The sequence below is a fragment of the Mesorhizobium sp. M8A.F.Ca.ET.218.01.1.1 genome, assembly GCF_004791165.1.
GTDB lineage: Bacteria > Pseudomonadota > Alphaproteobacteria > Rhizobiales > Rhizobiaceae > Mesorhizobium.
This window is the reverse complement of record NZ_SRUZ01000016.1, coordinates 1-13055: the sequence shown is the minus strand read 5'-3', so window position 1 is coordinate 13055 and position 13055 is coordinate 1. Positions and strand designations below refer to the sequence as shown.

Sequence of the window (13055 nt, the reverse complement as noted above, 5' to 3'; positions counted from 1 at the left end):
TCGATCCCACCACCAACCAGATCGCCGAACTCGCCGCGGCGGGGGCAGCCACCGGGATCACAGCATCGGCCACCGATCCCGACGCGGGCTCGACCGTCACCTACAGCATCAATGACACGCGCTTCGCCATCGACGCCAGCAGCGGCGTCATCACGCGCTCGGCCACCGGCACGCTCGACTTCGAGACCCAGACATCGATCAATCTGACGGTGACGGCAACCTCGTCCGACGGCAGCACCGCCAACCAGGCCTTCACCCTCGCCGTCCTCAACAGCCCTGAGCCGGTGGCGTTCAACAACCCGCCGGATGCCAACACCGCCGCCAACCAGGTTGCCCAGAACGCCGCCGCCGGCACGGCGATCGGCATTACAGCATTGGCGACGGATCCCGATGCCGGATCGACGATCACCTACAGCATCGACGACCCGCGATTTGCCATCAACGCCAGCACCGGCATCATCACACGCTCGGGCACCGGCACGCTTAACGCGGCCTCGGAGCCTTCAGTCAACTTCAACGTGACCGCAACCTCATCCGACGGCAGCACCGATACCCATGCCTTCAGCGTTGCTGTCTCCGGGACGGGCAACACCACGCCTGTAATCATCGAGACAAGGGTGACGACCGCCGGCGACGATGTCGAGGAGAAGGGCTCCGGGGCGATTTCGACCAACGTCACCGACCTGGAGCTCGGCTATGACGGCTCCACCCGCCAGACGGTCGGCATGCGCTTCACCGGCATCAACATCCCGCAGGGCGCCATCATCACCAACGCCTACATCCAGTTCCAGGCCAATGAGGTGAAGACCGGCGCGGCGTCGCTGCTCATTCAGGGCGATAAGGTCGACGACGCCAGTCCTTTCACCACCGCCAACTTCAACGTGTCCTCGCTTCCCAGGACGGCCGCATCCACGGCCTGGACGCCGGACCCGTGGACCATTGTGGGCGAGCATGGCGCTGCCGAGCGCACGCCTGACCTCTCGGCGATCGTGCAGGAGATCGTCAACCGCTCGGGCTGGGCCGCGCTCAACGACATGGCATTTTTGGTCAGCGGCACTGGCACGCGCACGGCCGATTCCTACGAATACAATCCGGCCAGCGCACCGCTGCTGCACATCGAGTATACCCTGCCCGGTCCGGCCGGCAGTCCGGTGGCTTTCAACACGCCGCCCGACGCCAACACCACCGCCAACCAGATCGCCGAGCTTGCGGCGGCTGGCACGGCCGTCGGCATCACAGCCTCGGCCACCGATCCCGACGCCGGCTCGACCGTCGCCTACAGCATCAATGACACGCGCTTCGCCATCAACGCCAGCAGCGGCGTCATCACCCGCTCGGCCACCGGCTCGCTCGACTTCGAGACCCAGACATCGATCAACCTGACGGTGACGGCAACCTCCACCGACGGCAGCACCGCCAACCAGGCCTTCACCCTCGCCGTCCTCAACAGCCCGGAGCCGGTCGCCTTCAACAACCCGCCGGATGCCAACACTGCCGCCAACCAGATTGCTCAGACCGCCGCCGCCGGCACGGCCATCGGCATCACGGCCTCGGCCAGGGATCCCGATGCCGGCTCGACGGTCACCTACAGCGTCAACGACTCGCGCTTCGCCATCAATTCCAGCACAGGCGTTGTCACGCGCTCAGGCACCGGCACGCTCAATGCGGCAACCGAGCCGTCGGTCAACCTCCACGTCACCGCGACCTCGTCCGATGGGAGCGCCGCGGGCCAAGACTATGCCGTCAGCGTGACCACAGCGCCGATTTTCGAGAAAAGGATCGCAACCAGCACCGACGACGTCGAGCAAGGTCCCAGCGGCGGGATGGACCTCACCAGCACCGATCTCGACATGGTGGTTGACGGCACCAAAGTCCAGACGGTCGGAATGCGCTTCACCGGCGTCGACATTCCCTACGACGCCGTCATCACCAGTGCCTACATCCAGTTCCAGGCCCAGAATACGAGCACCGGCGCCGTCTCGCTCCTGATCCGGGGCGAAAGCGACGAAGCCGTCCCCTTCGAGAGTGAGAAAAGCGATGTCACCTCGCGCCTGATGACGACTACTTCGGTGACGTGGACGCCACCCGACTGGACCGTGAACAATGAAGCCGCCCTTGCCGAACGCACCCCGAACCTCTCGGCAATCGTGCAGGAGATCATCAACCAGCCAGGCTATTTGCAACTCAATGACATGGCATTCGTCGTCAGCGGCAGCAGCGGCGCGCGCAGGGCCAATTCCTTCGATGGCAGCGCCACCGGCGCACCGCTCCTGCACGTCGAGTACTATGTGCCGACGACCGGCCCGGTCGCCTTCAAGCATCCACAGGATGCTGACCCTGCGGCCAACCAGATCCCCGACCTTGCCGCCGCGGGCACTTTGGTCCACATCACAGCCTCGGCCAAGGATCCGGACGTCACCGATGCGGTCACCTACAGCCTCAACGACCCGCGCTTCGCCATCAATTCCAGCACCGGCGTCATCACGCGCTCTGGCACGGGAACGCTCAATGCCCAGACCGAGCAGTCGATCAACCTCCACGTCACCGCAACCTCGTCCGACGGGAGCACCGCCGCGCAGGACTATACGGTCAGCGTCGTCCCGACGACGCCGCCGCAGGTCTTGTACCGGTACGCGGTCTTTGGTGACTACGGCGACACCGATCTCTCCGGCGAGAAGGCGGTGTCGGCGATGGTCCATGCCTGGAACCCCGATTTCATCCTCACAATCGGCGACAACGTGTATGCTCCGCAGACCTTGGATGCCGCCGTCGGCCAGCAGTATCATGACTACATAGGCAACTATCAGGGCGCATACGGCAGCGGCAGCGCCATCAACCGCTTCTTCCCCACGCTAGGCAATCACGAATACGAAGAAGGCAACGTTACCAACTACCTGAATTACTTCACGCTGCCCGACAATGAGAGGTACTATGACTACCAGATCGGGCCGGTGCATTTCTTCGCTCTCAGCAGCAACAAGCAGGAGCCGGATGGCCGCAGTTCCACATCCGTGCAGGGCCATTGGATGCAAGACCTTCTCGCGAATTCCGACGCGAGTTTCGACGTCGCCTACTTCCATCACACGCCATTCAACCCGAGCGGCTCCACTGCCACCATGCGGTGGCCCTTCGAGCAGTGGGGTGTAAACGCGGTCTTTGCCGGCCATCAGCACAACTACTACCGGGAGAACCGGGACGACAACGGCGACGGCGTCTTTCTTCCGTACACGACCACCGGCCTTGGCGGAGCTGGCAAGACCGTTCCCAATGTCGGCGCCAATCTGGTGACGATCACGGACGCGGGCATGCTGATCGAGTTCTACAAGGTGAGCAGCTTCAACGGGACGACTGCAACCAGCATGCTCACGGATTCCTACTTTGTCCCGACGCCTGTAGGGCGCACGCCGACAATCGTCAACGGCGGCTACGTCCTGAACGGCACGACCGGCGCGGACTATCTATGGGGTCTGGGCGGGAATGACACGCTGATCGGGGGACGCGGAAACGACACATTGGTTGCCGGCAACCAGCACAATCTGTTCGTGTTCGCCCACGGCGACGGTCAGGACACCGTCATGAATTTCCTGCCCGGCGCCGGCACCGGCGACGTCCTCGATCTCAGAGCCTTTGGCATCTACAACACCAGCCAGTTCCTGCAGGCGGCGACAAACCAGGGCTCGAATGTCGTGGCGTCGCTGGGCGGCGGGGATCAGATCACGCTGACCGGCGTTCAAGTGGCCCAGTTCCACGACGATAATTTCACGAGCAGCCTGTTGCTCGCATAGGTCGGATTCCTGCGTGCTCAAAGGTCCGCGTCGCGCGCGGATAGGGCCCTCGATGGGCATCGGCTTGTTTTCCGCACCGAATTTCCGCCAGCAAAAACGGATTCATTTTTGGTGCGCTGATGATGCTCAAATGCAGGCGCGAGGCCGGTAGCCGCCGGCAAAGAAAAGCCCGGACGCTCGCGGCACTCTGGCGTGCCGCGAGCGGTCCGGGCTTTCAAATGACAGGCTGGAGCCCTATGTCCTCAAAACGCTGTTTTCAGCGACCATGATGGTCGAAGGGCTTACCCCTGGCCGGGAGGGCCGACGTGAATATGGTTCTTGTCCCCCCAGCCATTGCCCGGTTTTGATCCACCCGATTTGGCAATCGCCCTGGAGTTCAAGCTTGTGCCAAGCAAGAGCGTCACAGCCGGCGGAGTAACCGCCGCAAAACGCCCCGCCTTCTTGAGAAAGTCGCGGCGCGCTTGAGCCTCCGAGACCAGGGTCTCCTGGGTCCGTTCCGAGCGTTTTGTGCCTTCCGGTGACATGTCAAACCTCCCACAAACTTTCTCAAATTCACGGATTCATCTTATGCCTTCTGATCCAGTACACTAGTTCTCCAAAAGGCTTAGATTTTCGTGCGAGGGTCGAAGAGCGTACGAGCGATGCGCCGCAAGAGGTACGGCGGTCCACGTCGCGCCAAACCGTAGGCGCGTGAAAACCGCCATATGCCCCACGTCAAATTACCGACCAGTCGCAGAGGGGCGCCAATGACGGGGTGTGTCGCCGTGAAGACGCGCCTCCAGTGCTGGAAACGGACGATCGGGCGTTTTGCACATTTTTCCGGGATTCGGGTTCCAAAGAAATGGTGCATGGCCAGGAGCTGGGTTTCGAGCGCATTGCGGGCGCTCCGGTCCGACATGGAACCCTGCAGTGACATCCAGTCCACGTCCTCGTTTTCCGCCAATCGAGCCAAGTCATGGAGGTGCCTGAGATCTATCCTTCCGCGCCAATAATCTCCCTCCTTGAGAAGGTCGTGTACCATCCAGTGCATGGCGCGAGACTGAACGGGAGGAATTTTCACCCGAAGGCCGTCTCGCTGGATGAGCTTGGGGGAGTGATAGCAGTCCGCTCGGGTAGACCGGAGCTCCAGCATTCCGGCGTCCTGCTGGCGGGCCATGCCTCGACCCCCCGCTACATCGACGTAGCCAAGCTCTTCAAGACAGTCTCTGGCGACCTTCTCTTGGCGTGGATTCACAGCTAGATCGAGGTCACTCGTCATCCTGCTTGGGACCAGGCCGGCCGGCGAAAGGAACAGGGGAACGGCCCCCTTGAGCAGGAGCGGAGAGATATCGCTGCGGTTGAGGGCGGCAACGGCTTCACCCAGTTGGGTACGCAACCGCAGATTCCGTTCCCGATTGCAGTCGTGAACGAACCGAAGGTACTCGCGCACGTCCTCTGGCAGCTGGTGGATTTGTCCGGCGCGCGCCAGGGACGAGAACAAATCGGGTGTAAGCAGAGTGCGATTTGCCAGAGCGATCACGGCCTGCCAGTCAGCCCTGTCCGTCGGAGCGCCGCGAAGTCCGGCGACCAACGCCTCAAGTGCGTTGCCCCTGTTGCCCCTGCTTATCATCGACACGCTTCCGAGATAAGGCGTACCGCATCATCAAGCCCCGAATAGGTCAGGGAATAGGTTTCCGTCGATCCGATGAGTTGGGTCAGCGCTTCGAACGCGGTGACACCCAGCTCTCCGCCGGGCGCAAGCGCGCCATTGAGAAGGCCGCGCAATGCGTGAGCTGGATCGATCGGCTCCAGGCTGGCTTTCGAGTCACGACCTCGACGGAGCAGGACCACACAGCCAATGGGCAGGGGAGCGGGAGGCAAGGGCACGAACGCCTTGGGCACGGCAAATCGTACACGCTTGCGGTCAGGGCGGCGACAGATCGGAACGGCATCAAGGCCGGGGCAGTATTTGGCCAGCAACGGCCATGCTCCCGCCTTGACCGCCGGGGCAAACGGAAGGCCAACGCCATGCCCCCTAGAGTCCAGCAGCGTCACATCATCGGCGACAAAGCCAAATCCTGCATGGACCAGTGCCAAGGTCAGCGTCGTCTTGCCCGCGCCCGGATTGCCACAAAGAAGGACGATGCGTTCATTTCTGAGAAGCGCAGCCGCGTGGAGGGCAAGTTCATAGGCGCCGTAATCCAGAACCTCGGTCAGCAATTGCCCCTTCAGCATGACGGGTAATTCGTCGAGGGAGCAGGACAAAATCCACTTGCCATCCCGCAGCAGATGGACTCTCCCTCCCTGCCCAACCACCTCGAGCAGTACGTCGGCAGTATCTCCTTTGACCTCAAGGTGGCGAAATACGGAAATCGCGGGAAAGGCGCAGGCTGCCGGATAGACGATGCGTATGTTGAGGCCCGCGACTGCGACCACCTGGCTCACAGGCTTTTCAGCTGACGAAGTAGACAACGGCGCGCAGGGCCGTATCAGGTTCAGCCGCTGCCAATCCTCGAGTGCAGCCTCGACATGCCTGTCTGCCTCAAGTCTATCAACGCCACTGCGCGCCATCTCGACCGAAATGGCGTGCGGTGGCATGCCTTCTTCCAGAGAGCGCCAGATGTCGGCAGCAGTATCGTTGACGGCGAAAATGGCGTTCTGGGAAGGGCTGAACAGGATATTTTGTCCCCTGACACGTACCAACCGCCCTAGGATCACAAACGTCGCAGAATTCCAATCGGCCGGGCCTGATGCCACCACAGTTCTGTCAATCGCGTCGTGCTGATTCATCGCCGTGACGGTCCAAGCTGTTGTTGCCAGCGGTGCATTCAATGGGCGAGCGCCAAATGCCTTCGCAGTTGGAGTAATCGTTGCCGAGCGCTGCGACTTCTCACAGCACTTCGTCAGAGAACCGGACCACGTCCTGATGCGCCGCGACCCATTGGGAACGGACCTTGTTCCAATAGCCGCGGGCGTCGGCGCCCGTCAGCAATCTGAAACCAGACGGTGGCAGTGGCAATGCGGAAGGGATCGGCTCGTCGGGCAGCCACAGCAGCACATTGTCGCGGCTTTCAATCGTCAGCCGCCATGTTCTTTCCAGGCGATGGAATCCACGCATGTTGGCCGCGGCCAATGCGAAAACCGATTCCGTGATCCTCAACCTGGGCGACTGATCGACAGCCTTGATCGGCGCCTGATGTGTGATTTCGCCCTTGGACAGAAAGGCATGCATGCGAATGAGGGATTTGTCGACCCGCACCGTTTGCCCCGTTCCGTCCCGTTCGTTTGACGCAGGGTCCAGGCTGATCCCCGAGAAACATCCGTCGAACAGGCAATCTTCAATGATGCCGCTGAGGAGATAGTCGTTCTCCACCGCATCATCCCTGATTTCGCTGAGCCAGCACCCTTTTAGCCGAAAACCGTCGGCGTGCTCGGCGAGGCGAATGCCATCCCAGCAGCGACGGGCACGCACCCCCTCAATTGTCGCATCGGTGGTTCCGTCCCTGACAAGCAAAGCCGCGCTGTTGCAGTAGGTGTCCCGCCAATCAGACGTTAGCGGTACCTGGCCGTCGAAGCGGCCGCCGACAAAGCGAACCCCTGGACAGTTGCGGATGACGACGGGATAGCGATTGACCGGCAACGGCCCCTCGTCGCAGCCCATCGCCGCATTGGGATCGCGGTTTCTGCTGTTGGCAACTGTGAAGGAAGCATTTCGAGCGTTGATTGTTGCTCCCGGCTGCAGGTTCCGTATCGATTGCTGTTCGAAGCCATAGTCACCTGCCAGAACGAACTCCTTGCCTGCCGGCGTTTGTCCGCCTTGCGCTTGGCACGAGCCCGGCAACAGAGCGATTAGAGGATACAAGCCGGCGACGCCCATGAGTGAACGGCGGTTCATTGTGGTGCTCATTGGCGTGCCGAACCGCTCAGCCGATGTCGTTCGAGGCAGGCCGGAAGCACCACCTCAAGAACCCTTTCGGCGACATCTTCGGGCGATGCCAACCTTTCCACGTCGACCGCCGCCAGCACGCCGACGTGATCCTCCGTTTCCATTCTTCGCTCAAGGTCGGCCAAAATCTGGCGGCAAGCACAATCCGCCGCCGACCAAAGATGACGGTCGCAGTCAGGAGATGCCCTTTGTATCCGCGAGGACCTATCGCCCCTTTTCAGAAGTCGACTTCGTGCTAGGCGAATCTCACCGCGCAGATGGACAAAAACCATGTCATGCACGCCAATGGCGAGCAGGATGTCAAACCACTTCTCCGAAGTTTCGCGGTGCTTACTCTTGAGCAATACGGACAGGAACCCCTGCAGAAGCCCCTGATCCATTATGATGATGGTATCCTTTCCTTGCCTCTCGGTCTGAATATAGGCAACCAAAACCGAAAGGTTCCAGATAACCCTGATTACATCGACAACCGATGATTGCCCGCTTTCGATGACAAAACGTGCAATTCGGGCGAGCAGCGAGCGAAACTGACGGTCCTTGAGCCTTGGGGTAACAATACCGATCCTGTGGATTTGGCGGTCGATGAACGCTCTTGTCCCCCACGCTAATTGCACATCGCCTGCCAGCGGGCCGCACCGTCGCAAGTCGTTCGCCAACAGGGTGGAGGCCGTGGTTTTTCCGATCCCAGGGAGACCAAAAAATTCCACGAATCGAATGTCTGTTTGAAGTGGGCGTGGTTCGACGCTTGGCGGCAAGCCTGCCGTCAGGTCACGGACTGTGTACGAAGCCATGGGGATCAGGGGATAAAAGTTGGTTTTCCGAAGATTGAAAAAACAGTTCAATATTGAAATAGCTGGGACCCTGGAACCGCGTACAATTTCGGACGCTCAGGGCCGGTCTGCAGTGATCGTTGGATGCCGCGGTAGAAGATGAGCAAAGCCAACGGCAGCCAGAAGAATGGCGCTGTCGATGGACCGAAGGAGTCGCTCATCTGGTTTGCGATGATGTAGTTCCACAGGGAAACCGACGTTCCAAGCACCATCACATTCACTTCCGCCGCATGGTCGCCCCCCCTGTCATTGCCGAACAATGTGCAGAACACGACCCTGGAAAGATATGCCATGACCACGAGAACCAGCATCGACACCAACGCCAAGCCGGGCACTCCCAGTGTTCTAAAGAAGTCAATGAACAGATTATGGCTGTGGGGCGCGATATCTTCCACCCATTGCCCTGCCCCCACACCCGTGAACGGGTGCGACAGGCCGAGATCGATCGATATGGACCACAGTCGCTGCCGCGATACCACCGAATGCGCCTCGCCTCCGGAAAGTTGAATGGCCAGCAGGCCGTAAGCCCGTGGATTTAGGAACTGCAATGTCAGCAGGCTCGCTTCGAACAATATCGGAGCGGCAATGGTTCCCACGATTACCTTTAATGGATTCTGCTTTCTTCTGATTAAATATATACTGTATAGCGCAAAGAAAAGACCAAGGCCCACCACGCCGAGGACGAAGTTTGTCTTCGAACCCGATTTCACCAAACCCAGGAGCACCGCAGCGAGGCAGCCGGTAAGGAGAAGTCGGTACCGGCGGGATGTGACCAGCTTCGCCGCGACAAGCGGCAGACCAGCCGACAACGCGATCCCGAGTTGGTTCGAGTGCTTGAAATAGCCTTCAGCCCGATCGGCGAATCTGGCATCGCCCAGCCCGATTGCGACAAGACAGGATGTTACGACAGTCATGATGACTATGGTCGTCACAACCCTGTCGATTGCCACGAGACCCTTCGGTCTCATGGAGATTGCCGCGACCGCTGGAATGATCGCGAAACCAAACACTTGTGAGAAAACCGCGCGCATCGTCCTCATCGGATTGTCTGCGTAGAGCATCGACAGTAGAGAGAGAACGATGATGACAGCAGATATCGTCAGCACCGCAGTCGTCAGGGCGGCCTCAATCCGATGGAGGCGTCTTGCTGTTTCCGCGTAGGTACCGACACTTAGCAAAGCGCAGAACAGTGCCAGCAAGAAGGAAAGCGAGCCATCCGTTCCGGCAATCCGCGTGGCGCCAGGGAACCAGATGGACAGGATCAGCAAAAGGACAGATACCTGAAGCATAAGTAGAATGTCACACTAGAGGCATTATGCGGGGACTGCGCGCCGACGCAGGCTCGCGTCGATGAGCAACGTCCAGAGCCTTGTTGTCCTGAATAGCCGCACTGATAAACACAGGCTTGGCGTCCGGATCATAAATCATTGCATGCTGCCGCACGGCGGGTGAAATTCCGCATACCTATTTCCAAGCAGCGTAGGCTTGGCGGGTGGACAAGGAAATGAGCGAAAAGGGGGCATTCGGACAGGGTGCTCTACGCCTTTTGTGTAGCGCGGGGGAGTGTACGGCGATTTCCGCCCCTCGACCGCTCGTCGGCGAGGCGGTGCAGCCGGATTGAGTGTTGGTACCGATTCGCAGATGTGGGAGACTTGGAGATGGCACACTGAGTCTTCCACCCATAGGAGATCGCCGTGCTTTGGGGCCTTGTCGTCGTCGGTGTTATCGGCATTTTGCTGGGATTTCGTTTTCGAGCTGCCGCGCTCATCATCATGACCGCGGTGACAGTCGTGGGCGGCGTCGTTGCAGGCGGCATCGGCAGTGTATTTGACTGGCACCACCTCATCTCAATCCTGCTTCTCGTTGTTGTTCTACAGGGGGCCTACTTGCTCGGCCTCTTCCTGGGCGTAGTCTGGCGCCAAGGCATGTCACGTGAGCAGTAATGGTCTGCGGCTGCCATTTCGCCGCGGCCGACCGGCGCCGCACCTTTCGCCATTGCGGTCGCGGCAGCACGCTGCGGTTTTTAGGCAGAGCAAAGCATCGGGCAAGAATTTGCGATGCGCATTAATCAAGACGCACGATCGAATTTCATCACGGCGCCCACAGTCCGGACGAGAATGACAACATCGGCCCATAGGGACCATTCCCGCACATATCGGCTGTCGATAGAGACACGACTGGGATAATCCATTGCGTCTCTGCCAGCCACCTGCCAAAGGCCAGTTAACCCAGGCCGGGTTTTTAGATAATCGATCGCAGAGGAGCCGTAACGTTGAAGTTCGTCGGGAACGACCGGACGAGGGCCGACGCAACTCATCTCGCCGCGCAGCACGTTGATGAGTTGAGGCAACTCATCCAGGCTCGACTTCCTGAGAATGTGCCCCAGGAATGTGATCCGCGGGTCATTCTTGAATTTCCAATTCTGCTCCCACTCCTTGGCGGCTTCGGGATTGCTCGCGAGATAGTCTGCCAGAACCCGCTCCGAGTTGGCCACCATGGTCCTGAATTTGTAACAGGCGAAGCGCCTGCCGTTGAATCCGATCCGGGTGTGTGAGAACACCGCCGGTCCGCCGTCGGTCACCAATATCAAAAGGGCAACCGCCAGCATGACCGGAGCAGCAAGGACAAGCGCGATCAATGCGACAGTGATGTCCACCATTCTTTTGCGCCGGCCTCCAAGCGGACGGAGGTTTTGGCCGATGTGGATACCAGCTCTGCGGCGCTTTATGTCGAATGCGCTGATTGTCATGGGATTTCACCAAGAAACGCTGTTGGTGTTGCTGCCCAACTTCACAGCGGCTTGTCATTCTTCGCAAGAGAAGCAAAGGAGGTAGCGGCGTACCCGGCGCCCGTTACTCCTAAGCCTGATCCACGCGTCGCTGGTGTAGTGTCTTTAAGCCTTCTGATCAAACGGCGTATCACCTAGCATCCGTTTGCTGCGGTAGCAGTTCGGGCAGGTTCGGCTGTATTGCCAGAGCCTGCATTGGACCTGGCGCAGCCGCCAAGAGATCGGAGTGCCAACCAGATCCAGGCAGTCATGCTCGTGGCGATACAGGAACCACGTTTGCTAAATGCGCGAGGCCGCAAAGGCATCCGTCAAAAAACAATGCAGGAAATGCACGTGCATCGTGCCAAGACAAGATCCGGCAGGGCGGTTGATCCGCTTAAGGGACATTGCAGGCTTATTTGATAGTGGAGCGCGCAACCTAGTGCCCAGCTTGATGCCTTTACCACATGATTTTGCCGGAACGTCGTCTGCTCGTGATGTTCTCGAGATCGACCCTGCCGAAATGCTTGCTATCGTGCGCAAGCAAATAGGCTTGCTTGATCTCGATCTCTCCGGCCTCACCGTGGTCGTTGGCGCCACGACGGGATATCAAGCTGTGACTGCCACAGCGGCGGCGCTCGCCAATGCCAGCCGTGTCGTTGCGCTCACGCGCACATCTTCCAGACATCCAAGCCTGGCGGCCATCGCAGATGCGACGTCGGCATTTGCCAAACACGCTAGGGTCTCCAAACGCGTTGAAGTGACGAACCGGATCGACAGCCGCAAATGGCAGGATGTCGACCTCGTCACGAACTGTCTGCAGGTCGCCCCGATTTCGAGATCGCTCATCGAACTCTTACCCTCGCATGCGGTTGTTTCGCTAATGGCTGAACCATGGGAGCTTCGTCCGGGCGTTGTGGACTTCAACGCCTGTGACGAGGCCGGCATCAAAGTCGCGGCTCCCAATCTGAGCCACCCAGCCATAAACCTGCTGCCGGAATTCGCGCGGTTGTGCTGCATCTTGCTCCGCGATGCCGGTGTCGATCACCGTGCCGCGAGGCTCGCCATCGTCTGTGACACGCCCTGTGCCCCGTCCCTCGAGCGTACGCTAAGCGAGGGTGGGGCGAGAGTAAGTGTTTTTTCGCACCCCATGCTCCTGACTGACGATGCATGGGATGTGATCGTGGTCGCGATGAGGCCAACTGACAAACCACCAATGGACATCAACTGCCTGGGCCGTATTGCCCGGAACTCTCACCAAGCGCTACTGGTGCAGTTCAGCGGCGGGGTCGATCGCTCAGCCGCCAGCTATTTCGGCCTCAGCATCTGGCCACCGAAGCGACCCACCCGTGGTCAGCTAGGCCTTCCCCTTGACGCACTCGGACCGGCTCCAATGGTCCGCAGACTGACGGGTGGGCTGAAGGCCGCCGAAGCCGCGTATCGTGGCGCGGAGCTAGCAGGGGACAGCGTTGGATTTCTCGTAACAGCGGCGTCCGCGACGGTTGGCTAAGAACGTGCCTCGACACACGCCGAGCCAGCCCGTTTCGCGAAACCGCTCGGACGAGGCCATCGACCTTAGATCAGAACGCCGAACCCCTGGTCCCGCCCTTAACGCACCTGTTATTGCCAGAGCCGGCCAGGCAAAGACCGATCCGAGGCAGCCTTCAAAGCAACATTTGTCTAAGCTTGTACGCTACCTCGGTGCGGTTGGTAGCCTTGAGCTTTTTCATGATATTTCGGATGTGGAC

General features: G+C 59.9%; 10 protein-coding genes and 1 pseudogene. 3 read left to right on the top strand and 8 right to left on the bottom strand.

Features of this window, described 5'->3' with window-relative positions; all coding sequences use genetic code 11:
- A partial coding sequence (locus tag EN861_RS33585) for a metallophosphoesterase (protein ID WP_348630918.1) occupies nt 1-3785 on the top strand: 3785 nt, incomplete at its 5' end.
- 320 nt (nt 3786-4105) lie between these two features.
- Here EN861_RS33585 and EN861_RS36510 read toward each other — a convergent pair.
- The 6 genes and pseudogenes from EN861_RS36510 to EN861_RS33555 all read right to left on the bottom strand — a co-directional run.
- Nucleotides 4106-4309, bottom strand: a pseudogene (locus tag EN861_RS36510) (hypothetical protein); the annotation flags it as partial.
- A gap of 80 nt (nt 4310-4389) precedes the next feature.
- The gene (locus tag EN861_RS33575) at nt 4390-5394 is read right to left on the bottom strand and encodes a nucleotidyltransferase family protein (RefSeq protein WP_135867758.1); all 1005 of its coding nucleotides are present in this window, start codon (nt 5392-5394) and stop codon (nt 4390-4392) included.
- Complete coding sequence (locus tag EN861_RS33570) at nt 5391-6596, bottom strand: PqqD family protein (RefSeq protein ID WP_245512168.1); 1206 nt, start codon at nt 6594-6596, stop codon at nt 5391-5393. Before EN861_RS33570 ends, EN861_RS33575 begins: the two co-directional genes overlap by 4 nt.
- 58 nt (nt 6597-6654) lie before the next feature.
- Nucleotides 6655-7659, bottom strand: a complete 1005-nt coding sequence (locus tag EN861_RS33565) for a hypothetical protein (protein ID WP_127276370.1) — start codon at nt 7657-7659, stop codon at nt 6655-6657.
- 8 nt (nt 7660-7667) lie between these two features.
- Nucleotides 7668-8552 (bottom strand): hypothetical protein, encoded by an 885-nt coding sequence (locus EN861_RS33560; RefSeq protein WP_135867757.1) that lies wholly within the window; start codon nt 8550-8552, stop codon nt 7668-7670.
- Nucleotides 8549-9808, bottom strand: coding sequence for an O-antigen ligase family protein (locus EN861_RS33555; RefSeq protein ID WP_167531543.1), 1260 nt, complete (start codon nt 9806-9808; stop codon nt 8549-8551). Before EN861_RS33555 ends, EN861_RS33560 begins: the two co-directional genes overlap by 4 nt.
- A gap of 426 nt (nt 9809-10234) precedes the next feature.
- On the opposite strand from EN861_RS33555, the gene EN861_RS33550 reads away from it, so the two are divergent.
- Entirely contained in the window at nt 10235-10483 is a 249-nt protein-coding gene (locus tag EN861_RS33550) for a hypothetical protein (RefSeq protein ID WP_127276356.1), read from the top strand.
- A 125-nt stretch (nt 10484-10608) separates the two neighbouring features.
- Here EN861_RS33550 and EN861_RS33545 read toward each other — a convergent pair whose 3' ends face one another.
- Entirely contained in the window at nt 10609-11289 is a 681-nt protein-coding gene (locus tag EN861_RS33545) for a sugar transferase (RefSeq protein ID WP_245464276.1), read from the bottom strand.
- A 322-nt stretch (nt 11290-11611) separates the two neighbouring features.
- Here EN861_RS33545 and EN861_RS33540 point away from each other — a divergent pair, with 322 nt between their 5' ends.
- The gene (locus tag EN861_RS33540; protein WP_127276354.1) at nt 11612-12817 is read left to right on the top strand and encodes a hypothetical protein; all 1206 of its coding nucleotides are present in this window, start codon (nt 11612-11614) and stop codon (nt 12815-12817) included.
- Between the two features lie 154 nt (nt 12818-12971).
- Here the strand turns inward: EN861_RS33540 and EN861_RS33535 are convergent.
- Nucleotides 12972-13055, bottom strand: an 84-nt coding sequence (locus EN861_RS33535; protein WP_135864268.1) for a LuxR C-terminal-related transcriptional regulator, incomplete at its 5' end; no start/stop codon positions are given.